Source organism: Gilvimarinus sp. 1_MG-2023, from assembly GCF_030548285.1.
The window spans coordinates 23,141-47,922 of the sequence record NZ_JAUOSC010000003.1 but is presented as its reverse complement, the minus strand read 5'-3'; the positions used below and the strand labels follow the sequence as shown (position 1 = coordinate 47,922).

Annotated in this window: 16 protein-coding genes; 12 read left to right on the top strand and 4 right to left on the bottom strand. The window is 47.7% G+C overall.

Annotated features, from left to right (window positions below; genetic code table 11):
- The first annotated feature begins 169 nt into the window (after positions 1–169).
- The 8 genes from Q4563_RS05715 to Q4563_RS05680 all read left to right on the top strand — a co-directional run bounded on the left by Q4563_RS05715 (position 170) and on the right by Q4563_RS05680 (position 11,242).
- Complete coding sequence (locus tag Q4563_RS05715; protein ID WP_215977834.1) at positions 170–2,920, top strand: TonB-dependent receptor; 2,751 nt, start codon at positions 170–172, stop codon at positions 2,918–2,920.
- Between the two features lie 101 nt (positions 2,921–3,021).
- Positions 3,022–5,457 carry a sodium:solute symporter family transporter gene (locus Q4563_RS05710; protein ID WP_303603922.1) on the top strand — a complete coding sequence of 812 codons (2,436 nt, stop codon included), beginning with the start codon at positions 3,022–3,024 and terminating at the stop codon, positions 5,455–5,457.
- An 18-nt stretch (positions 5,458–5,475) separates the two neighbouring features.
- Complete coding sequence (locus Q4563_RS05705; protein ID WP_303603921.1) at positions 5,476–6,636, top strand: alpha-hydroxy acid oxidase; 1,161 nt, start codon at positions 5,476–5,478, stop codon at positions 6,634–6,636.
- Between the two features lie 16 nt (positions 6,637–6,652).
- Complete coding sequence (locus Q4563_RS05700) at positions 6,653–7,693, top strand: aldo/keto reductase (protein WP_303603920.1); 1,041 nt, start codon at positions 6,653–6,655, stop codon at positions 7,691–7,693.
- 7 nt (positions 7,694–7,700) lie between these two features.
- The gene (locus Q4563_RS05695; protein ID WP_303603919.1) at positions 7,701–8,549 is read left to right on the top strand and encodes an amidohydrolase family protein; all 849 of its coding nucleotides are present in this window, start codon (positions 7,701–7,703) and stop codon (positions 8,547–8,549) included.
- A gap of 42 nt (positions 8,550–8,591) precedes the next feature.
- On the top strand, positions 8,592–9,368 hold the full coding sequence (locus tag Q4563_RS05690) for an SDR family NAD(P)-dependent oxidoreductase (RefSeq protein WP_303603918.1): 777 nt from the start codon (positions 8,592–8,594) through the stop codon (positions 9,366–9,368).
- 66 nt (positions 9,369–9,434) lie between these two features.
- Entirely contained in the window at positions 9,435–10,280 is an 846-nt protein-coding gene (locus Q4563_RS05685; protein WP_215977828.1) for a fumarylacetoacetate hydrolase family protein, read from the top strand.
- Between the two features lie 230 nt (positions 10,281–10,510).
- Positions 10,511–11,242, top strand: coding sequence for a GntR family transcriptional regulator (locus Q4563_RS05680; protein WP_215977827.1), 732 nt, complete (start codon positions 10,511–10,513; stop codon positions 11,240–11,242).
- Between the two features lie 10 nt (positions 11,243–11,252).
- Here Q4563_RS05680 and Q4563_RS05675 read toward each other — a convergent pair whose 3' ends face one another.
- Entirely contained in the window at positions 11,253–11,387 is a 135-nt protein-coding gene (locus tag Q4563_RS05675; RefSeq protein ID WP_303603917.1) for a hypothetical protein, read from the bottom strand.
- A gap of 242 nt (positions 11,388–11,629) precedes the next feature.
- On the opposite strand from Q4563_RS05675, the gene Q4563_RS05670 reads away from it, so the two are divergent.
- The 4 genes from Q4563_RS05670 (at position 11,630) to Q4563_RS05655 (ending at position 19,957) form a co-directional block, all read left to right on the top strand.
- On the top strand, positions 11,630–14,848 hold the full coding sequence (locus Q4563_RS05670) for a CBM35 domain-containing protein (protein WP_303603916.1): 3,219 nt from the start codon (positions 11,630–11,632) through the stop codon (positions 14,846–14,848).
- A 637-nt stretch (positions 14,849–15,485) separates the two neighbouring features.
- Positions 15,486–16,967: a xylulokinase gene (locus Q4563_RS05665; RefSeq protein WP_303603915.1), complete on the top strand. Its 1,482-nt coding sequence runs from the start codon at positions 15,486–15,488 to the stop codon at positions 16,965–16,967.
- A 128-nt stretch (positions 16,968–17,095) separates the two neighbouring features.
- Positions 17,096–18,427: a xylose isomerase gene (xylA, locus tag Q4563_RS05660; RefSeq protein ID WP_303603914.1), complete on the top strand. Its 1,332-nt coding sequence runs from the start codon at positions 17,096–17,098 to the stop codon at positions 18,425–18,427.
- Between the two features lie 381 nt (positions 18,428–18,808).
- Positions 18,809–19,957 carry a polysaccharide lyase family 7 protein gene (locus Q4563_RS05655; protein ID WP_303603913.1) on the top strand — a complete coding sequence of 383 codons (1,149 nt, stop codon included), beginning with the start codon at positions 18,809–18,811 and terminating at the stop codon, positions 19,955–19,957.
- 135 nt (positions 19,958–20,092) lie between these two features.
- Here the strand turns inward: Q4563_RS05655 and Q4563_RS05650 are convergent, their stop codons facing one another.
- From Q4563_RS05650 to Q4563_RS05640, 3 genes are read right to left on the bottom strand one after another with little or no spacing between them, the layout of a single operon-like run.
- Entirely contained in the window at positions 20,093–21,625 is a 1,533-nt protein-coding gene (locus Q4563_RS05650; protein WP_303603912.1) for a tryptophan halogenase family protein, read from the bottom strand.
- Positions 21,622–23,088: a tryptophan 7-halogenase gene (locus Q4563_RS05645; RefSeq protein WP_303603911.1), complete on the bottom strand. Its 1,467-nt coding sequence runs from the start codon at positions 23,086–23,088 to the stop codon at positions 21,622–21,624. The genes Q4563_RS05650 and Q4563_RS05645 overlap by 4 nt, the downstream gene beginning before the upstream one ends.
- A gap of 38 nt (positions 23,089–23,126) precedes the next feature.
- On the bottom strand, positions 23,127–24,683 hold the full coding sequence (locus tag Q4563_RS05640) for a tryptophan halogenase family protein (RefSeq protein WP_303603910.1): 1,557 nt from the start codon (positions 24,681–24,683) through the stop codon (positions 23,127–23,129).
- Positions 24,684–24,782: the final 99 nt, after the last annotated feature.

The following is a 24,782-nucleotide window of genomic DNA, read 5'->3' as shown; positions in this document are numbered from 1 at the left end:
GCATTGGTGATATTATTGGTCAATATAAATATTTTAAAATCTTTATGTAAAATATCATATCGTAGTATTGAAATATGCAGTGATGAGTGTAATATAGTTTTCAGCTTGAGCTAGTAGCCAAATATACAACTTCTAAAATTTTTCTAATAATTGTAGGAAGGGTCCGAAAATGACTAAGTTTAAGAAAAAACACCTTTGTGCCATTGTTCCAATGCTCATCAGTGCAGGTTTTGTCGATGCCCAGGCGCAAGAGTCGAGCGGCGAGGCATTAGAAGAAGTGGTGGTAATGGGTATTCGTCAAAGTATTCAAGCCGCTCAGGATGTTAAGCGCGACGCCACAGGCGTGGTGGATGTTGTGACTTCTGAAGATCTGGGTAAATTTACCGATGATAATATTGGCGCAGCCATTGGTCGGATCCCCGGCGTGCAAATTCAACGTAATGACAACGGCATTGGGGGTGATCGCGCCTCCATTCGTGGCATGGGCCCGCTGTTTGTCAATACTAGCGTGAATGGCCGCACACCTCTGTCACACGGTGACGAAGGTATTGGCAATATTCGTCAGTTCAACCTCGATGTTATTCCCGCGGAAATTGTCAGTGGTGTGGTGGTGCGTAAAATGCCCACGGCGGAAACCATTGAAGGCGGTATTGGCGGTTCGGTAGAGCTGAAAACGTTAAAGCCACTGAGTGCTGAAGGCCTTTATAAGAACAGTGATGTTGTCGGTGGTGTTGTTTCGATTTCGGGTGTTAACGATAGCTTAACCGAAGAGTGGTCACCTAAGTTCTCTGGCGTGCTGGGTTTGCGCAATGCCGATAATACTGTGGCGGGCTATTTGTCAGTGGTGCTTTCCGATTCCGATTACGCAGTAGACGAAGCCTACACTCGCGCGCAAGAGCGAGACATTCAAATTGATACCAACGGCGACGGTATTGCTGATCGCACAGAAGAAGATGTTATCTCCCACAGCCGTATTACCATGAACGCCATTCGCGGTGAAAAAGAGCGCGAATCATTCTCTTACGGTATCGAGTGGCAAGCCACCGACGATTTAAAATTCGGGGTAGATGGTTATAACTCAACCTACAATGTTTACTCGCAGCGACCCACCGTCGATTTGTTCTTTGATTACAACGGTGTGTTTGATGAAGATGCTATTAGTATTGAAAACAATTTTGTACAACAGATTGATGGCTCTGGCGTCACCAACCCCGGCGGTGACTTTAAAATAGAAAACTTTGATCTGTTGTTTGATAACTTATCGGAAAACTCGGTTATTGGCTTTAATACTGTATACGGTGAAGATACCGCCTTTACCGTGAGTGCAGATGTTTCTTACTCAAAAGTTGAGTTTGAGCAAGACCTGCGTCTGGGTATTATGGGTGCCTATGGGCTGGATCCGGCTGATTTCCGCTATGACGGTACGGGCGATGTGCCATCGTTCACCTACGGTGAAGAAGTTAACGATGTTGACTCTTACCTGAGTGTTGGTTTTTTTGGTCGTGATCGCCGCGGTAATAACGAGCAGTTAGCGTTCCGTATGGACTTTGACCTGGAGGTCAACGAAGGCCTTAACATTAAAGCCGGTGTGCGCCACGCCAACACTGAAATTGATGTGCGTGAAACCGGCCGTTTTACCCTGCTTTGGGATGATGCCGACCTGGGTGCCGCCTCATTTGATGGCTCGTTAACCGAAGAGTTGTTCCCTGGTCACGATATTGGTTTTAACCAGTTCTTGGTGACCGATTACGACGCGCAAGCAGCAGTTTATCCTGAAATTTTCAATGAGCGAGCCAGTGCATCGACTATTAATGATGCATTCTTTGCCATTGATGACAGCACCGGTTTGCCACTCGATAAAGCCAACTCATTCTTGGTTGAAGAAGAGACTCTGGCTTTCTATGTGCAGGCTGATTTAGAAGGTGAAATTGGTGATCGTCGCTATACCGCCAATGCCGGTGTTCGCACGGTCAGTACCGATCGCAATGTGAAAGGCTTTCAGACAACGCGCATTGTCAATCCATTAAACGCGATTGTTGAAGAGCTGGGCTATATTGATACCGAAACCGACAGCGATGACTTCCAAGTGTTGCCAAGCGCTAACTTTATGCTGGAAGTGTCCGAGAGTTTGCAGTGGCGTGTGGGTGTGGCCAAAACCATGTCTCAGCCCGAGTACACGGACCTAAAAGTGAACGGTTCGGTTAACATTCAAGATGTGAATGATCCCGGTTACGACTCCACCATTAACTCAACCGCCGAGATTGGTAATCCTGACCTGGAGCCTTACACGGCTTGGTCGTTCGATACCACCTTCGAGTACTACTTAGACTCGGGCGGTGCCGTCTTTGCCAGTGTATTCTATAAAGATGTGTCTAACTTTGTATTGCGCGAAGCGCGTACCGACGTCACTATCGATGGCTACGATCAATTGTTTGATACCACTCAGCCCATTAATGTCGCGAAAGGTGATGTGAAAGGTTTCGAGCTGGGCACCAATATCCCCTTTGGCGACTTTGGTATTCAAGCAAACTACACCTATGTCGATTCGAAGTTTGAGAATCCAGACAACAACCCATTGTTGGATAATGGTTTCCCAGGTTCGTCTAAACATAACTTCAACGCCATTGGTTACTATGAGATTGAAGCTTTCTCGGCGCGTATGGCCTATATCTATCGTGATGATTACTTTCAGGCCTTGGGCGGTGGTTTCGATCGCGCTAACCAGCCCGCTTTCGCGGAAGGCTCTGGCCAGTTAGACATTAACCTGTCTTATAATGTAATGGAAAATGTGCAGCTGACGCTGGATATCAGCAACGTAACCGAGGAAGATGCTCGCAACTACATCAACGACAGCAGTAATTTCCGTGATTACGTCACACGGCCAAGAACTGCAGTAGTAGGTGTACGCGCTTCTTTCTAACCTTTACAGGGTAGTTTAGAGCAATGAGCCCACACCACTGGTATGTGTTTTCCGGTCGTGTGGGTTCTTACCTGAATATTGAATAACAGGATAAATACTCTGTGCTCCATTCGATTGATTACTTCGTTATCGCGTTCTATGTGATTGCCATTATGGCAGTCGGTTTGTTCGTAGCCTCAAAACAAAAGAAAGGCGCCAGCCTTTTTCTGGGCGACAAAAGTGTGGGGTTTGCCAGTATCGGCATGTCCATCTGGGGTACTAATATTGGCCCGTCGTTCCTGGTCGCAAGTTTTGGTGCTGCCTATGGTTCGGGTATGCTGGTGGCGAATTTCGAATGGATGGCCTGGATCTTTTTATTATTATTGGCCATGGTGTTCTCCCCGTATTACTTGGGGTTGAACGTACCGACAATACCGCAAATTATTAAACGCCGATTTGGCGATACCATGTATCGCTTGCTGACGATCTACTCGCTCTGCACCATTGTCGTGGTGTGGCTTGGGGGAGGGTTATACGTCGGTGGTTTACTGTTTACCCAATTTATGGGTTGGGATCTGACACTTTCCATATTGTTTTTATTAGTCATCGCGACCAGTTTTACAGTGGTCGGTGGCTTAGCGGCCGTTATTGTAACGGATGCCTTTCAGACCATACTGATGATTGTTGGTATGGCAGCGTTAACACTGATCGGGCTCTATGAGCTGGGTGGTGTCGGTGTTTTGATCGAAAAAACCCCGGCCTCATACTGGACTTTGATTGACCCGGATTCTCCCGATGTGCCCTGGTATTCCTTCCTGTTGGGCTTTCCGGTGATGGCCGTTTGGTTTTGGTGTACGGACCAGACTATTGTGCAGCGTGTGTTTGCCGCCAAGGATTTACCCACCGCGCAAAAAGGTGTGTTTTTAGCCGCAGCGCTGAAAATCCTACCGCCTTTTATCTTTATTTTGCCAGGTATTATCTTTTTTTGCTTGAACCCAAGTGTTGCCAATTCTGACCAAGCCTTTATTGCTATGGTGAGTGAATATATGCCCATTGGCTTTCGTGGCCTGATGATTGCGGTACTGATTGCCGCGCTTATTAGTACTCTGGATTCCGGGCTTAACTCGTTCAGCACGATCTTTACCTTAGATTTTTATCAGCCTGTTATTCGCAAGGGTAAAGAGGTCTCTAATAAAGAAATTCGCTTTGTCGGGCAAATGGTTACGTTGGCCGCCAGTGTATTGGCCTTTTTCTGGGCTGTTGCTATGGGCAGCGTTTCGGCCAACTTATTCGAGCTGCTACAAAGTTTGATTGCCTTTTTGGCTCCCCCCTTAAGTACGTTGTTTTTGGTGGGCTTGTTCTGGCGCCGGGTGACTGCCATCGGTGCGACCTATGGTTTTGCCCTGTCTTGCGTACTTTGTGTAACCGTGGGTTTTTTCAGTGTTAACGAAAAAACCTTTGGATTGTTTGAGGCGTGGCCGCACTTTCTCACCACTACTTTTATTTTATTTGTAATTTCGGTGGCACTTACCGTTGTTCTATCACTGTTGACTAAGCCCTCACCCGATGAGCAGTGGTTGCCAACCTTTAAGCAAATGGCGACGCAAAATGGCTCAAATTCCAAACCCATTTGGATCGCCTGGGGTGTGTTGGCGCTGGTAATGGTTTCACTGTACGGCGGTTTCCAGTATCTGGCCTCGGGTGATGGTGGGTCATCCGCGGCGCCGATATCGGCGCAAGCAACTGAGACGACTAAGCCACAGGTGTCGGTATACCGTGGTGAATCGCCAAACTTTGATGGCTGGGTGAGCCCTGAAGAATATCGCGATGCTACCAAGCTTGACGGCATCGATGCTTGGGTGCCACAGTTCTCGCCAGTGCACGATAAAGCCGATTTATCGGGCCATGTTTACATTAAACACGATACTGAATACCTCTACTTTGCTTTTGATATTACCGATGATGTTCTGTATGGCATCGACACCGAACGCTGGCTGCCCGATGAAAATCCGCGCGCACACGAGCTGACTCGCGAAGGTTTTCCCTGGTTTGGTGATGGGGTAGAGGTGCTTATTAATGCTGAAAACAAAGCCGGTGAGCAAGACGGCGAACTCAATAAAGGTAATGGCCACAGCTGGCAAATGGTAGTCAGTACCCACAAGTCACGCTTGGGCGGACTGCAAAAGGGCGGTTTGCTGGAGGGGGAAGAGCGCTCGCTCAAATCGGCCTGGGACACATATCAGGCGTGGATTCTATCCGGCGCCATGCAGGCGAAGGTGCGTATTAAACCGGATTTATCTGGCTACACACTGGAGTGGCGCATTAAGCCTAACCCAACCCTAGAGATAGCGCCGGGGGTGTTCTGGTCAGCTGAAATGCCAGTCACCGAAATGGGGTTAAACCTTGCCGTGGGTGATTTGGATAAACCCAAACAAGAAAACTGGGGCGGCTTCCATCACGAAAACTGGTGGTCGGGCGAGCGCGATAAGCGCACCTGGTTAAAGCACTGGGGCACCATGCGTTTGTACGGTGATTACCGGTCAGAGTACAACCCTTAATGAATGGCAGGGCCACGTGTGAATAATTTTATCGACAATCGTTACCCCACGGTTAACGACCTTAGAGCGAAAGCTAAAAAACGTATTCCTAAGTTTGCTTTTGATTATTTAGAAGGCGGCTGCATGGATGAGTTGGGCTTGCAGCGCAACCGCGACGGCATTGAGTCGGTGCAGTTACGCAGTGAATTGCTTAAGCCCTATGCCGGCTGCGATTTAAGTGTTGAGCTTTTTGGTCATACCTATGCCTCACCGTTTGGTATTGCCCCGATTGGTTTGCAGGGGCTTATGTGGCCCAAAGCACCGGAAATTCTCGCTGCAGCCGCACTTGCGAAAAATATTCCGTATATTCTCAGTACTGTTTCGTCCAGTGGGCTGGAGCGTATTGCTGAAATTTCTGAGGGCAATGCCTGGTACCAGTTTTACAACCCCACCGATGATGCTATTCGCAAAGACTTACTGCAACGTGTTAGCAGCGCGGGTTATAAAGTGTTGGTGGTTACCGTTGATGTTCAAACTTTTGGCTATCGCCCGCGCGATATTAAAAACGGTTTGTCCATGCCACCCAAAATGACCCTGCGCAATATTATGCAAATGTTGTCGTGCCCCAGCTGGTTTATCGAAACCGCCTTAGCCGGCAAGCCCGAAATGCAAACCCTCAAACCCTATATGCCCAAAGGCATGCCGGTGGATCAACTGGCGGAGTTTATGAATAAAACCGTTATGGGGCGAGTGGATATCGACGGTCTCAAACCCATCCGTGATGCCTGGCAAGGCCCGCTGGTGATAAAAGGGTTAATTAACGAGCGCGATGTCGAGGCCGCCATTCAAATCGGTGCCGATGGTGTGATTATGTCCAACCACGGTGGGCGTCAACTGGATGCCGGCGAATCCCCGGTGGAGCCTTTGCAGCGTGTCGCTAAAAAATACGGCGATCAAATTAAAATCCTGATGGACAGTGGCCTGCGTTCCGGCACCAATATCGCCTCGGCGCTGGCTTGCGGCGCTGAATTTACGTTTCTTGGGCGGCCATTTGTTTACGGTTTAGGCGCGCTGGGTAAAAAGGGTGGCGTGCACACGATTAACTGTTTGCACAAACAGATGGAACAAATTATGAATCAGCTGGGCTGCGAGCGAGTTGATCAATTGCCCCGATTTTTAGTGTCAAATGACGCTCACTAACGAGACTTTTTAGGTTATGAATAACACCGTCATCCCCAAACGCGAAATCGCCAATACCGGTTTACAAGTGGATGAGCTGGGCTTTGGCTGTGCGCCTTTAGGCAACTTGTATCAGCCAGTCTCCGATACCGAGGCGGCCGACACGCTGGCCGCTGCCTGGCAGCTGGGGTTTCGCCATTTCGATACCGCGCCTCACTATGGCCAAGGGTTAAGCGAGAGGCGCACCGGGGACGCTTTACGCCATCTGCAAGGGCGCGATTACGTGTTGTCGAGCAAAGTTGGCCGACTGTTAAAACCGGCCGGTTACCGCGCCGAGCGCCACGGGTTTGTCTCGCCCATGCCGTTTGATTTTTCATACGACTATAGCTACGACGGTGTAATGCGCTCCTATGAAGACAGCATTATGCGCTTGGGGCTTGATCGTATCGATATTCTTTATATACACGATATCGGCCGCATGACCCACGGCGATGCCAACGATGAGCTGTTTAAAACGGCCATGACGGGCGGCTATAAAGCGCTGGATGAGTTGCGCTCGCAAGGGCTGGTGAAAGCCATTGGCCTTGGGGTTAACGAAAGCGAAGTGTGTGAAGCGGCGCTGGAGCATGGTAACTGGGATTGCTTTTTATTGGCCGGGCGCTACACCCTGCTCGAACAAGCCTCGCTCGCCACGCTTTTGCCTAAGTGCGAACAAAGCAATACCTCCGTTGTAGTGGGCGGCCCGTACAACTCCGGTATTTTGGCCACCGGCGTCAATAATGTCAGCAAGCCTATGTATAACTATATGTCGGCCACACCGAACATTATTGAGAAAGTGGCACGCATTGAAGCGACGTGTCAGGAGTTTAACGTCACCTTGGCGGCAGCGGCTTTGCAATTTCCACTGGCCCACCCAAGCGTAGTATCGGTGATACCGGGGCTGGGTAGTGTGCGCCGTATTGAACAAACCATAGAGTTATTTAAGCAAACCATTCCCAGCGAGTTTTGGCAGGCATTGCAAACCCAGGGCCTGATCGACAAGGCGGCGCCATTGCCCAGCGCTAAAGTGGCGGAGTAGGGGAAGGATGAAAAGCGAGTATGAGTCGTTGTTTTGTATCGATAGCCACCAGCATTTTTGGCGGCGATCGCGCGGCGATTACACTTGGTTAACGCCCAATTTGGGCGCAATCTATGCTGACTTTATGCCCGAACAACTACGCGATACTCTGTCGCGCAATGGCATTGATCAGACCGTTTTGGTGCAAGCCGCCGAAACCGATTCCGAAACCGATTTTATGTTGTCCATTGCCGATGCAACTCCATTTGTGGCCGGCGTGGTCGGTTGGGTTGCGCTTGAGCAGGTATCTGCCAAACAACGTTTACTCGACTTGTCGAAGCGGCCCAAGTTTAAAGGCATTCGTCCCATGCTGCAGGCCATTGATAATGTGGATTGGATGCTTCTGCCTGAATTAGATTGCCACTATAAAGTGTTAACAGAGCTTGGGCTTTGCTTCGATGCGTTAATTACACCGGTCCACTTACCCAATGTAAAAATTTTGGCCGAGCGTTACCCCGAGTTAAAAATCGTGATTGATCACGCGGCTAAACCCGATTTAACGCAAACCGATTTAACTCAGTGGCAGCGTGACTTGGCTGCGGTGGCCAAGTGCAGCAATGTTTATTGCAAGCTCTCGGGGCTACTGAATGAGGCCGGTTCGCAGCCGAGGTTTTCCTCAGTGGTGCCCGCCATTGACCATGTCTTGCAATGCTTTGGCCCCAAACGGGTTATGTGGGGTAGCGACTGGCCGGTTATTCGTTTGGCGGGGCATTATGACTCTTGGGTAAGAGATTGCCGCTCTTATTTATCGAGCTTAAGTGTCGATGATCAAGCGTGGGTGTGGGGCCGTAGCGCGCAACAGTTTTACAGCCTTTAACGCGCAGTGAATATAGATGTCCAGAGTTTAAGGTAAACTGATATGAGTAAAAAATTAACAGGTAAAACAGTTTTAGTGACCGGTGGCGGTAGCGGTATCGGTCAAAGTATTTGTCTGCGAATGGCGCAAGACGGTGCGCGGGTCATTATTCTCGATTTAACGCAAGAGTCCGCCGCCGCCACCGCCGAGCAAGTGCAAGCGTTAGGCGCTGAGTGCGAAGTCTACGCCTGTGATGTGGCCAACTCGCAGCAAGTGGCGCAGGTGCTGGGTGAGATAACGCAAAAATACCCAATTGATATCCTGATTAACAACGCCGGCATTGCCCATGTGGGCAATATCGAAAACACCCGTGAAGAAGATTTAGACCGATTGTACGCGGTTAATGTTAAAGGCCTCTACAACACCACCTTGGGCGTAATTGCATCGATGAAGGCGCAGGGCTCGGGCATTATTATCAATATGGCTTCTATCGCCTCTTCGGTGGGCTTGGCCGACCGCTTTGCCTATTCAATGTCCAAAGGCGCGGTGCTCAGCATGACCTTGTCGGTGGCAAAAGATTATCTTAACGATGGTATTCGGTGTAACTGTATTTCTCCCGGTCGTGTGCACACCCCATTTGTGGACAATTTTATCGCCAAAAATTACCCAGACAACGGCGAAGAAATGTTTGAAAAGCTTTCCAAGTCGCAACCCATTGGGCGCATGGCCCAGCCGGAGGAAGTCGCCGGCTTAGTGGCGTATTTGTGCTCGGAAGAAGCCGCATTTATTACCGGGTCTAATTTTCCGATTGATGGTGGTTTTATCACCCTCAATAGCTAAACGGCTAGAGCAAAATTTTAACCGACACACTTAGAACACATACACTTAGATAGAAAGGCAGTTTTTATGAAATTATTACGCTACGGCCCCAAAGGCCAAGAAAAGCCAGGCATTGTTGATGCCCAAGGTACCATTCGCAGTTTGGCCGGTGTGGTCGGCGACATCAGTGGCGCCGATATTTCACCCGAGTCTCTGAGTAAAATTGCCGCGCTCGATCTGTCTACCTTACCTGAGGTTAGCGCATCGGAGCGTTTGGGCCCCTGTGTGGGCGATGTGGGTAAGTTCCTATGCATCGGCCTAAACTACGCTGATCACGCAGCAGAGTCGGGTGCCCAAGTTCCATCGGAGCCCGAGATGTTCACCAAGGCCACCAGTTCTATCACCGGGCCTAACGACGATATTACTATCCCTAAAAACAGCAGCAAAACCGACTGGGAAGTGGAGCTGGCGATCGTGATTGGCCGTGAGGCTCGCTATATTTCTGAGGCTGACGCCGATGACTATATTGCCGGTTACTGTGTGTGTAACGACGTGTCCGAGCGCGAGTTTCAGTTGGAGCGCGGCGTACAGTGGGATAAAGGCAAAGGCTGCGACACCTTCGGCCCGATAGGCCCATGGCTGGTTACCAAAGATGAAGTGGGTGACCCTACCAACTTGTCAATGTGGCTAGAGGTAAACGGCCATCGCTACCAAAACGGCAATACCAACACCATGGTGTTTAAACCAGCCGCCATTGTTAGCTACTTAAGTCAGTTTATGAGCTTGCAGCCCGGCGATGTTATCTCAACTGGTACACCACCTGGCGTGGGACTGGGTCAAAAGCCGCCAGTGTATTTAAAGCATGGCGATAAAGTAGAGTTGGGAATCGAAGGCTTAGGGCAGCAAAGCCAAACATTTGTCGATTACCAGTAAGCCTCTTAACCACCAGTGTCCGCTAAAGGGCACTGGTGATGAGTGTTAAGCGAAGCCATGCGCATAATGCAGGCAGGCTTAACCTGGGTATCTTTGCAAGTGCAAGTCGATGCTGTATTTTCACAGGTGCCTTAAAATATCAGTTGCCGCTCGCGATATGATAAACTTTAACCTTACTGCTGTCGCAATGTTATAAGTGTGTATGGCAGTGAACGATCGAGGCAAGAATCATGGGAGCGGCACAAAAAGTGGCAAGAAAGCGTAAAGAGACCGTTGTAGGTAAAAATGGGGCAGTTACCGAGGTGGCCGATGAGAAAACCAGCTCATTAAGTCAGGCTGCTTACAATAAAATCCTACAGTGGGTATTTGAGAAAAAGCTCACGCCCGGCGCTTTTATGTCCCAGAGCGAGCTGTCCAAGCTCATGAACATCCCCATGCAGCCACTGCGCGATGCATTAAAGGTGCTGGAAGGCGAAAATATGCTGACCATTCACCCGCGCTCGGGTATTCAGTTTCGCAAGCCCGATTTAGAATTCCTACGCGATACCTACCAATTCAGAACCATTATCGAAACCGCTGCGGCGCGCAACTTTGCCCAGTTTGGTGACGATAAGCTGATCCAGACTTTGATTGACGAGCACAAAGAGCTTATTAAGCTGGTGGACGAAAAAGGCGTCACCGAAGAGGTGTTAGCCCTGATCGAGCAAAACGAGCAGCGTTTTCACGGCGCCCTAATTGCCAGCTTGCGCAACGAATTTGTCGAAGTGACAGCCACTAAGCTGAAATACTACATCAAGTTAATTCAGCTGGAGCACTTTTTTACCCCACCCCTGGTTAAGCAAACCTTAGGCGAACATATCGAAATATTAGAAGCCTGTGCCCGGCGCGATGAAGATGCCGCGGTAAATGCTCTGACGGTGCACTTTAAAGAGGCTATGCACCGGCATTTAAGAATGTTTTAAACGCACACGTTTAAAACACTACCTTATTTCCCCTTCCTTGTCGCCGAATGGCTTCCGCCATTTGGCCAACACCAAATAAAATTTCCCATAATCCCATAATCCCATAATCCCATAATCCCATAATCCCATAATCCCATAATCCCATAATCCCATAATCCCATTAGGCTGAATAAATGGCCTTGTTTATGGATGTCAACGTGAGTTTTTTGAGCTAAGCAACGCTTCAAAAAAAGGCGCATTCCTCCTCATTTATGGCGCGGGGTTCCCTTGACTCATAGATTTTATAAGATATTATCGGTTGCGTATTGAAATATCAGTTTCGGTATATAAAATCTCACTTGCGGTAAGAGTGAGAAAAACTATAAATATAATGATTCGGAGTGCCATATGATAAAAATTTTTGATTGCCATTTGTTTCATGTCAGGTTTACAGGGTTGGCTGCAAGCTTTTTTGCGGCAGCCTTAATGACTGCGTGTGGCTCGGATTCTGACTCTAGTCAAAGTTCAGTCCCTGATCCTGATCCAGCAACCCCCGTGGTGATGAATGAGTTCTATGTGTCTCCCACGGGTGACGATACAAATGCCGGTACATTAGAGCAACCGTTACAAACCTTACAAGCCGCCCGCGATGCGGTACGTGCGGTTAACGCCGACATGGAAGAAGATATCTATGTTTATCTGCGCGGTGGTCACTATCCGCTAACACAGCCACTCGAACTGCAGTCAGTTGATTCTGGGCGCAATGGTTACCGAGTAATTTATCAAGCCTACGAAGGTGAAAAGCCCATACTCAATGGAGCCACCCAAGTCACTGGGTGGAGTCAGCACGATGGAAATATTTATAAAGCCACATTAGAGCACTCTTCTAAGTTGCGTACATTGATCGTCAATGGTGAGCGGGCGTATATGGCGAGCCAAAGTGCAACCAGCACGGGGAGTTGGGGTACTTATACCATTACTGAGGGGCAAGCTGACTGGGCGCGTATTAGTGGTTCTCACCCAGATGGTGTGACGTATAGCGTGTCTGATGTTCCAGAGATTAGCCGTCCTGCTGATCTTGAAATTATGAATCAAACCAAGTGGAACACTAATTTTGTCACAGTGCGTGAAACGCTGGTTGAAGATTCTAATCGCGTAATGAAATTATCACAGCCTTACGCATCAATCGCTATGAATCAAAACTGGGGGGCTTTTAATACAAATGGTAGGCATGTATTACTGAATGCCTATGAATTTTTAGATGAACCCAATGAATTTTATTTTGATCAGTCTGATAATACGCTTTACTACTATAGCGAAAATATTGATATGGCCAGCGCCGAGGTGTGGGCACCGCTGGCGAGTGAGCTGCTTAATATAAAGGGGGAGTCGAAAGAAAGCCGAGCTGAAAATATAATCTTTAGTGGAATCACTTTTGCTTATACTGAAGCGGTTTTACCTGAAGTGGCTGGGTCGTCCGGAAAATCGACAGTGCAGGCCGCCACCTGGAAAACGGCATACAGTGATGGTAACTGGCACAATGATAAATATACCGCTTACGATGTTATGCGCGGCGCTATTAACGTTAATCACGCGGGTTCTATCAGTATCGAAAATGGCACTATTAAGCATATTGGTAACGAGGGTATTAACTTTACCAATGATGTAATTGACAGCCAGATAATAGGTAATGCCATTATCGACGTGGGTGGATCGGGTATTAATATCGCCCACCCTCAGCATGTTTACATTGGTGACGGTGGTGAACACGAAAAGTATTCCAGTGATAACGAAGGTGTTGTTCAGAATATATTGGTGCGCAATAATTTACTATACGATACCACTAGAATCTACTGGGGGCACGCCGCAATTACTGCCTTTTTTACCGATGGTTTGCATATCGAGCACAATCAAATTCAAAATACCAAATATTCGGGTGTTAGCTTAGGGTGGGGTTGGAATAATTTCGCACCAGAAACGACTCCTGATAACCCAACTACAGTTGCGCAAAATAACAAGTTTAACAACAATCGTGTTTACAATGTTATGACTGTATTGGAGGACGGTGGCGCCTTTTACACGTTGGGTAATCAGCCTAACTCAGAGGCGAGTGGTAACTATGTTAAAGCCCCTACGACACACTTCCAGGGCGTTTATCACCCAGATGAAGGCACCGCGTGGTACACCGGCACTGATTTGGTATTTGAAATTGTACCAGGGCAAGATAACTTCGAGCTAAATGCTTGGCGCGACAAGCACTCCAATCACTACAGTAATATTTACACCACATCTGGCTCCAACCGAACCGGTGCTCCTGATTCATCAATTACTGATATGTATGTTTATCCCAGTGCAGATTGGCCAGAAGAGGCGTTAAATATTATCGCCAATGCAGGGCTTGAATCAGATTATCTATATTTGTTGGACGGTATCCCCGAACCACCTGAAGTGCCGGGTTTGACAGCGTCGGCCTCAGGCAATGTTTTGGAGGCTGAGTCAGCTACACTGTTAGGCGGAGCGTCTATTTTTAATGATGAAGAGGCCTCTGGGGGGCAAGCCATCGAAAACATTCATGCCGATGGTTCTGGAATTGAGTTTTCCGACGTACCTCACGCTACGGCATTACAGTTAAAGTATGCCGCAACTGAATCGGGAACCTACAGTGTTTATGTCAATGATGAGCGCAAAGGTGAGATTACGTTCGAAGCCACGGGCTCCCTTTCTGGCTCCTATGAAGATTCGGATTCAATCTATATCGATCTGCCTAAAGGCGCCACGTTAACACTGAAAAAAGACGCGGGTGATGGCGCTCTCAACATAGATTATCTGTTACTTGTCAATCAGAGTTTTCATCAAGAAGCAGAAGACGCTCTGTTGTTGGGCGGGGCAAAAGTTGACACTGGACATGAGGGTTACTCGGGTTCCGGCTTTGTCGGTGATATTTTAAATATTGGCGACGCCGTTCAGTTTACGGTTAATGTGGCATCCACTGGACAGTACATCCTTGATACGCGTTATGCGATGGGACTGTATGGCCCAGAAGGGGATCGCTCAATGAGTATCTATGTTGGTGATACAGAGCAAGCGCATACCTACTTTGTAAGTACGGGTGAGTGGAATATCTGGAGCAATCAACAAGCGGATGCAGCAATTCCCTTAATAGCTGGGGCTAATACCTTAAAGCTTCAATATGATGAAGACGACGCTGGCCATATTAATATCGATTACATTCAGTTAGCGCCAAAAATCGAAGTAGAAGATGGTACCTTAAATCAGGCTGTAGCCAATAATAATCACGAAGGTTTTAGTGGCTTTGGTTTTGTCGGTGATATGGTTAATGTTGGCGATTCAGTTGAGATCGTACTTAATGTTCCCACGGCCGGTGAGTACCTTTTGGATATTCAGTACGCGATGGGTCCCGATGGTCCCTCTGGTGATCGCACCCTCAGCCTTTATGTTAATGAGGTCGACCAAGCTCAAGCGACGTTCCAGGGAACGGAGCAGTGGAGCAGTTGGGCTGCGGTTCAGCAGGCGCTCATATTAAATGCCGGTCGCAACGTACTTCGCTTCCAGGTGGATGCAGAAGATACGGGGTGGGTGAACTTAGACTATATCGTTGTAAAATAAGACTTCCTTTTTCGTAACATGGGCTTTGGGCTTCACGTTTGTGAGGCCCTTTTTTATGTCAGCTCCGGTCGCTAACAGCGCAATTCGCTCTTGTTCTCCCGAGTTCAGTTTTAGTGCCAGGCAAGCCATGCCGATTTTTACCTCTTTGCAACTATCACCCGTCTCAAGTTTGTTGCCAGTGCTGTAAGTTCGTTCGTGGCTCGTGCGCAGCATATGATGATAGGCGAGGTGGATTTGAATAAACATTCCTATGCTTGACTTTTCTATCTATAAAATATTAATATTGCTATATTGAAATATCAGATGAGTATGTAGAGATTTTATAAGGTTGGTGTGTATCGCCAGCTTGTTCTGAATTGTCGTTCGCTAGCAACCTCTGTGTACGCTAGACTTTGGGCTTGTGACTCTCCTGTCGAAGCCTCTTTTTATTCAGTACTTGGCGGGCCCCGCAGGGGCTTCGTTAGGCAATAGTAGTGTTGTCATCTGCGGTGTGTCGTTGGCAGGTATCAGTGCCTCCAACAGCCGAGCGTTGGGCTTATTTGTCTGGCGGCTATAGGGCAGGTGAGGGCATTCGCGCGGTAGATTTACCACCTGATCACCGCTAGATGTACAGCACGATAATAACGGGTAGGCCACTATGTTTCTCGGACTCGATATAGGCAGTTCATCCACCAAACTTGCGGTACTTGATGGCGAGTCGGGGCGAACCCTCGCCGCTGTTGCATATCCCGACACCGAACTTGAGATCAGCAGCCCCCAAGCGGGCTTTGCCGAGCAGGACCCCGACACCTGGTGGCACTGTGTGGAACAGGGTTTGGCAAAAATAGCCGCCACTACCGACATTGATTTAAAACACATTGAGGCGATTGGTATTTCCTACCAAATGCACGGTCTGGTGCTGGTGGATGATCAGCAACAGGTATTGCGCCCCTCAATTATTTGGTGTGACAGCCGAGCCGTGCCATACGGCGATGCCGCATTAACGGAACTTGGTGACGATTATTGTTTTGGCCACTTGCTCAATTCACCGGGCAATTTTACGGCGGCCAAATTGCGCTGGGTACAAGAAAATCAGCCCAAATTGTTTACCCGAATAGATAAGGTGATGCTGCCCGGCGATTATATCGCCATGCGTTTATCGGGTCAGGTGACGACTACCGCGTCCGGTTTATCGGAAGGCACCTTTTGGGATTACCGCGAGCGAGCGCCCGCACAAACCTTACTGGATCACTGGCAAATACCCGCCGCGTTACTGCCCGCACGGGTCCCCAATATTGGCGAGCAAGGAGTGGTTAGCGATGCGGTGGCAGCGCAGCTGGGGCTTAAATCTGGGGTAAAAATCAGTTACCGCGCTGGCGACCAACCCAATAATGCGTTTAGCTTGAATGTGCGCGAGCCTGGTGAAGTGGCGGCTACCGCCGGCACCTCCGGTGTTATTTATGGGGTGACGGAGCACAACGTTGCCGATCGGCAATCGCGGGTGAATACGTTTGTCCATGTCACCGATAGCGAAGCGCAGCGGCGTAACGGCGTGCTGGTGTGTGTCAATGGCACCGGCCGGTTGTACAGCTGGTTACGGAAAATGCTCGCTACCGGCGGCGAGGTTAGCTACCCACTACTTAATGAGCTGGCCGCTAAGGTGCCTATTGGCAGTGAAGGTTTGGTGTTTCATCCCTTTGGCAATGGCGCCGAGCGTATTTTTCAAAATCAGAATTTGGGCGCCCATATTCGCCATATCGATTTTAACCGTCACGGCTTAGGCCATATGGTGCGCGCGGCGCAAGAGGGCATTGTGTTTGCCCTAAACCAAGGCTTCGATGTGTTGAAGAGCATTGGTGGCAGCTGCGAGGTGATTAAAGTTGCCAAGGGCAATATGTTTTTAAGCGATGTGTTTGCTCACACATTTGCCAGCACCACCCAAGCGGCGATAGAGATTTACGATACCGATGGCGCGGCCGGTGCGGCGCGCGGCGCGGCCTTGGGTAGCGCTTACTACGCCAGTGCCAATGAGGCGTTTGCAGGCCTTAAGTGTATTGATGTAATCGAGCCCGATGCCGCACAGGCCGAGCAATACCAAGCAGCATACCAGCACTGGCAGGAACAACTACCCGTGGCGTAATGGCAAAAAAAGCAAATGAGGTGCTGCGCGTTTAGTGCGTAGCGCTTAAACCTAATGTAATGATTTTGACTATACACAGACCGAGCGGCTGCGCGAGTTGGCTGCGGATTTTACCAAGGTGATTTGATATGAGTGTACTCATCGGCGACAAAGAATATTTTAAAGGTGTAGGTAAAATTACCTACGAAGGCCCCGAGTCGGATAACCCACTAGCGTTTAAGTGGTACGACGAAAATCGTGTGGTGGCCGGTAAAACCTTAAAAGAGCATTTGCGTTTTGCTACCTGTTACTGGCATACCTTTTGTGGCGCGGGTCACGATCCGTTTGGTCCGGGGCCGCTGCAGTTTCCTTGGAGCGAGGGCAAAGATGCCGATGCTCGCGCACGCATGAAGCTAGATGCCGCGTTTGAATTTTTCACCAAAATTGGCACCCCGTTTTACTGCTTTCACGATGTGGATGTGATTGAAGAGGGCGACAGCCGCGCGCAAACTCAGCAGCGTTTACAACAGTGGACCGAGTGGGCCAAAGAAAAACAAGCAGCCTCGGGCATGAAGTTGCTGTGGGGTACGGCCAACTTGTTTAGCAACCCGCGCTTTATGAACGGCGCCTCCACCAATCCTGATTTTAATGTTGTCGCTTTTGCCGGTGCGCAATTAAAAGATGCCATCGATGCCACCATTGCGCTCGGCGGTGAAAACTATGTGTTCTGGGGGGGGCGTGAAGGTTATATGAGTCTGCTTAACTCCGACATCGGTCGCGAGCAAGAACACATGGCCCGTTTTTTAACCATGGCCCGCGATTACGGCCGAGCCAATGGTTTTACCGGCAACTTTTTAATTGAACCCAAACCGATGGAGCCCTCCAAGCATCAATACGATTTCGACAGCGAAACCGTTATTGGTTTTTTGCGTCACCACGGTTTAGACAAAGACTTTAAATTAAACATCGAAACCAACCACGCCACGTTGGCCAGTCACACCATGGACCACGAAATGCAAGTGGCGGCTAACGCCGGCATGCTGGGCTCCATTGATGCTAACCGCGGCGACTACCAAAACCAGTGGGATACCGACCAGTTCCCCTACAACATTACTGAAACCGTAGAAATGATGCTGGTGGTATTACGTGCCGGTGGCTGGGCCGGTGGCGGTGTTAACTTCGATGCCAAGCGCCGTCGTAACTCGACCGATTTGACCGATACTTTTCACGGCCATATTGGCGGTATGGATGTGTTTGCCCGCGCGTTGATTATTGCCGATGATTTATTGCAAAAATCTAACTTAGAGACCATGCGCAAAGCCCGTTACGCTAGCTTCGATGCCGGTGAAGGCGCCAAATTCGAAGCTGGTGATCTGAGCCTCGAAGCGTTGGCAGCGCTTGGTAACAGCAATGGCGAGCCTGCGCAAATCAGCGGTCAGCAAGAGTTGTACGAAAACATTATCAATCGTTATATTCGTTAAGCACTAAGCACTAAGCACTAAGCACTAAGCCCTAGCTCGCGCGCATTGCCGCGAGGGCTGGGGTGGCTTTCCCGAATTGAATTTCCCCTCGTGCCAATCCCCCTGGTTTCCCTTAGCCTCACATTACTGACTATCCCACGCTTTGCGAGCTCATCGGCGTTTATTGCTCTGTTTACGGGCGCAGCATCTATGGTTTGTATTGAAGGTGGCTTTGCCATCTCGTATCGGCTAATGTCGGGGCTAGCCTGATGGCGTGTATAGGGTTTTGGGATCGCTTAGCGTTACTCTGTTGAAGGGAAGGGCTCAGAGCTTTATATTACCGGGGCTACATTTGCTGCTGAAAACGCGCAGTGACATATTAATAATCGAAATGGTGTGTTTATGACCTGTCTAGCCAAAAAATCATTGCTTGTCGTTGCGATCGCGGCAGCTGCTGGTTGTCAGCCCGACAACGAGCCCTATACAAGTGCGCCCGAGGCTGCGACCGACACCGCAGCGGTGATGGCCTCACCCAGCTCAGTAGCTGCGAGTTCCAGTGTTACCAGCCCAGAGGCCGCTAGAGAGGCGCCTTCGTCAGTGATCGACCTATCCCACTGGAAAATCACCCTACCTCTGGATGAAGACGGCGATGGCAAGGTCGATGGCTTTAGCCCCGCCCAGTTGCAGGGTTTTGTGCACCCTGAGTTCTTTTACGCCCAAGACGGCCTGGTGACGTTCGCGGCGCCAAATCGCGCCACCACAACGCCTAACTCGTCTAACACTCGCAGTGAGTTGCATCAAGTGGTAAACCCCTCGTTGTCAAAAAGCAAGGCGCCCGGCAATAACTTTGCGCTAGCCAGTAACCCTAAGGCAAGCGAGTTTGGCTCGATTGGTGGAACGTTATCGGCACACTTGAAAGTCAACCATGTAGCAGTAGAAGCAAAACTGCCGCAAAAGCCGCCAGCTTACTCGGTGGTGGTAGGGCAAATTCATGCCGGTAAAGACAGCGCGCTAATGGAACAAGGTGAAGGCTACGGTGGTGGCAATGAGCCGCTCAAAATTTACTATAAAAAGTGGCCTAAACACGACACAGGTTCCGTTTTTTGGACCTACGAGCGAAATCTTGCCAAAGAAGATCCAAACCGCACCGATATTGCCTATCCGGTATGGGGCAACACTTGGGAGAACGACGCCAACCCAATGGAGGAAGGTATCGCACTCGGTGAAGACTTTAGCTATAAAGTCGATGTGCAAGAAAATATCATGCACCTGACCTTTAGCGCCGAAGGCCGCGATACGGTTGAGTATAAAATTGATTTGTCCAATAACGTCGATGCCAATGGCAAGGTCGATGAAAAAGACCACCCCAACGGTTACACCGGCGACTGGTTCTTTTTTAAGGCTGGCGCTTACAATCAATGCAGCGTTAAAGAGGCCAAAGGCATGTGGTACGCCGGTTGTGCCGGTAGTGGTGACTGGGAGCAAGACAAAAAAGATGGTCACTACGCCAGTGTCAACTTCTACGATATCCAGCTCGACTCAAACGAGTAAAATCTTTTAGCGTATCTCAAGTGTACAGGCACAGTCGCTTTAGCGGTTGTGCCTGTATTATGGTTGCCCTTGGCATGGGGAGATATGCAAGTGTTATCGCCACCGCAGTGTTGAATTTAATGCAAACACCAACGATTAGTCTTTAACGGATTTACAGATTTCTTCTACATAGTCTGCGTGAGAGCCCATGGCGGTTAGACATTTGTCGATCACTCTTTTTATGCCGTTGACTTTGTTTTCAAGCTCTTGTTCTGATAAGGCATCAACGATTGGGTTGTAACCATAAGCGCTTATACCTTGCCCTTCCATTACACCCACCCAGCTTGTGTCGCCGAATAATTCGTTATTTTCACGATAAACTCTGCAACCACTTTTGTAGAGTGCTATTTTTTCTTTTAGGTTGTCTGAAATAGGCATGTTTTGACAATAGCGCCAAAACTCGGAATCGTTGCGTTCAGTGGCGTTGTAGTGGAGCACTAGAAAATCTTTTACGCCTAAGAAATCTTCTTCTAATTGTTGGTTGAATTTATTGATAACAATCGGATCGAAGTCTTTTGTGGGGAATAAACCTAAGAGCTTGGAAATGGCCGATTGTACAAAGTGAATACTTGTCGATTCCAAGGGTTCTAAAAACCCAGATGATAGGCCAATAGCCAGACAATTTTTCACCCAAAATTTCTTTCGTTTTCCTGTGGTGAATTTCAGTAGTCGGGGCTCATTTAACGGCTTTCCGTTAATGTTTTGTAGCAAGGTGTCAGCGGCTTTGTCGTCATCAATAAATTTATCACAGTAAACGTAACCATTTCCGGTACGATGCTGTAAAGGTATTCTCCAGCGCCAGCCCGCCTCGTGAGCCGTAGATTGAGTGTAAGAAGGCAAAGGGTTTAACCTTTCGCTGGCAACAGTTACGGCGCTATTGCAGGGTAGATCGGAAGACCAATCGTCGAATCCGGTTTTAAGTACTTTCTCGATAAGCAATCCCTTAAACCCGCTGCAGTCAATAAAGAAATCACCTGACACAACGCCACCATCCTTGAGATGTAGCTCTGTGATAAAGCCGTTGTCTGGGTCTTGTTTGACATCCTTAACCAATCCTTCCGTGCGTTTTACATTTCTTTGTTCGGCGTACTCACGTAGCGTTTTTGCATAAAGCCCTGCATCAAAATGAAAAGCGTAAGCAATTTTAGATAAAGGTGAGTTTTTTAATGTTGTGGGCCGCATAAATAAATTGTTATAAGCAGCTTGCACATTTAAAGAGTAATCACCCAAGTCGGAGCCTTTGCCTAAAAGCTGTAATCTCTTCCAGTAGTGATAGAAAGGTAGGTTGTCTATTTGCGTGCCATACTCAGCAAAAGGATGAATATAAGAGTCGCCGATTTTCCCCCAATCTGCAAACTCGATACCAAGCTTGAAGGTCGCTTTAGTGTCTTTAATAAACTTATTTTCATCTAGGCCTAAGACGGCATTAAACAAATTGATTTGAGGGATGGTGGCCTCGCCGACGCCAACGGTACCAATTGAATCGGACTCTACCAATTCGATCTCACAAAATCCTGCCCCAAATACCTTGCTTAAGGCCGCAGCGGTCATCCAGCCGGCAGTGCCTCCGCCAAGAATGACAATCTTTTTTATCGGTTGGCCGGTTGATTCTTGTTTTGATGCGCTCATAATGATTGTTCCGTCGACTTCGATTTTAATTGTTGTTTGTAGGTCTTGATTGTGGGTGCTTTTAGGGCCGCTGTTTTGAATGATTCTGATATTGTAAAAAGCTCTTTTATTAAAGCATTTTTATCGATGTTAAATTTGTAATGCGATGTTTTTTTATTATTGATCGCTAGAGCCTGAAGCAAGCTAAAAATTTTGTCGCCATCCATGCTACGCAATGCAACTTGTGGGAGTCGACCTTCTTCTTGGTAGAGCTCGATCAAGGCTTCTCCCCTTGAGTGGGTAGCAATGAGTGTCTTTAGTTGAGTGTTTTCAGAGCTATTGTTATGAAAATGTAAGTGATCAATGAAGTCAAGCTCTTCGGCATATTCAGACATAATAGCATTATAGTGAGCTGCTATCGATGGGGTTCGGGCATTGTTAGGCCAATGCTTTTTGAGCTCAATTAGAGCCAGCCTTAATAGCCAGAATCGATCATAATACAGTCCTGTAGATGAACCGTTTAAACGTTTTAAATTGATGATGTTGTCGTTCCATACATCTAATGAGGTTTCGTTCGAGGTGATTTTTTGGGTTTGTTCGGAATTAAGGATTTTGTTGAAAATTGCACCCTCTAATTCTAATTCTGGAGCTTCTGCGGCAAGCAAGTGGAGGTCGTTTTTCGATAGCGTTGCTTTTGTGTTATACAAAACAATACCTGTTTCAGTGTCAGTGCTTACCAGTTTAATCAAACTGCCATCGGATCGAATTATTTTACTTGATGCCATGTTTAAATCAATATCAACACAAAGATTGTGACGGTATAGTTGACCGTCATTTTGATCTTTCTGTACATCGACACATTCCGTTCGTACGTCTATAACCAAATCTCGGTCTTTGAATAGTGTGTCAAAGTCGTCAGTTGATGTTTGATACGTTAAATGGGAGGAGGTTGTATTGATGTGCAGTAGTTTTTCCTTTAAATAGTCAAGGTAACGATCTTCGCTGACACTGTATCCATAATTAATGAAGTGAAAAAGTGAATTTTTATGAGCCGATGGTGGCGTAAAGCGCGAGAGTTGACTTAAATGCCCGCCGATACACAGCTGGTCGAAAGTTAAGTCTTGCTCGTTGTTGGTTAAGTGCTGAAATACCGTATGAATCTCTTGCCCTAGTAGCTGAAACGATTTATTTGCAAAGCTTAAATGGTAAGGTTTTTTTGTCCAGCCGCAATATGTTTGCCCTAAAGAAAAGCCTGGCTTTACCTTAGAGAAGAAATCATTTTCCGAGAATTCTAAATATTTGTGGAAGTTTCTAATATCGGGTGACAGGGAGAATTTCTGTGCCGAATAATGATTGTTTGAGCTTGCACCTGTCGTTTCATAGATATTAATGTTATAGGCTAATCCCCGTGTGGTTCTCTCAATATACAATGCGGTTAAAAATAACGGTATTCCGCTTCCTATGATGGCGATATTTTTTGTCATATTGATATCTGGAGTCATTGGGATTTAAATCTATACCATTAAGAAGAAGTAGAATAAAAACTCATGCTAGAGGGTGGAGTATCCCTCAGGTTAGTGTTTTTAACCGTTTGATTTAATGTGTCGATGTGGTAGGGCTTGGTGCTGGCCTCTTTTGCAATATAGGCTTTCATTTCTTCTAAATAACCATTGAGCTTATCCGCCTGTAAAGATTCGGCCTCTATGCCAGAATACTTCGGCATAAGCCCTTGCCCAACCATAACTGATAGCCAACTTGCGGTTAAAAAAAGGCCTCGTCTATCATCATTGATATAGGCATTTTCCTTAAATAAATCAATTCTGTTCTGCAGTGACCCAGGTATGGTCATATTTTTGCAGTATTGCCAAAACTCGGTATCTTCTCTTTGTGTTAACTTGTAGTGCAGTATAATAAAGTCACGAATTTTTTCATATTCAAATGAGATGGCATGGTTAAATTCATGTTTTAAATGTTCGTAGTGTTGATCAACTGGCATGAGTTCGAGTAGTTTCATGATTGCCACTTGAATTAAATATAAACTGGTTGATTCTAAAGGCTCCAAGAACCCGGATGATAAACCAATAGCCACGCAATTTTTCACCCAGCTTTTTTTCCTTCGGCCCGGGGTAAACCGAATTACACGTCCGTCACCTAGAATGTCGCCTTCTATATATTGAGTCAGTGAATCGTGCGCTTTTTCGTCGCTAGTAAAGCTTGCTGAATAGACATTGCCATTTCCCACTCTGCTTTTTAATGGGATAGACCAGTACCAGCCGGCATCATTGGCTCTAGAGATGGTGTAGGGTCTTGGGTTGGTTTTTTCATTGCTGCTTGGCATCGCAATTGCGCTATCAGTCAGTAACCATTGACTCCAGCTGTCAAATTTTTCACCGAGGCTTTCTCCTATCAATAGTGATTTAAATCCACTGCAGTCAATAAAGAAATCTGCGCTAACGGATGCCTCGTTTGCTAATGTTAGACTAGAAATCTCACCACTTTTTTCATTTTTATGGATGTGATTAACCTTGCCTTCGACACGTTTAACCCCGTTATCTTCTGAAAACTTTCTAAGCAGTTGGGCATAGAGGCTGGCATCAAAATGAAAAGCGTAGGAGTAGCGTGAATCCAACGTGTTTGATTGTATGTTTGGAAAGGCAAAGCGTCTTTCTTTTGCCATGGCGATTGAGGATGAGAAATCAAATAAAGAACTTGTGCCGCCGTTTAATCTCGAAAAAGCCCATGCTTTGTGGAATTCCACAGGGCCAATGTCTTGCCCATAAACACCAAACGGATGCATGTAGCGATGGTTTAACGAACCCCAATTTTGAAATTCTATACCTAATTTATAAGTCGCTTGGGTTTGTTTTATGAACTCGTTTTCGGGAATGCCCAGCATGGCATTAAAATGTCGAATATGTGGGATGGTCGCTTCGCCAACACCGATGGTGCCTATTTGCTCGGACTCAATCAGTGAAATGGAAATATTGGAATTCTTGTAGTGATGGGATAATGCGGCCGCTGTCATCCAGCCGGCTGTTCCGCCGCCGAGTATGCAGATTGATTTTAATTGTCGATCCATGGCTACCTCATTGCTGCCAGGAAGATTTTAATTTATTAAAGATGAAGTGACCAACGCAACAAACCTAAGCATGACTTAGGCTTGTTGCGTGGTTGTTAA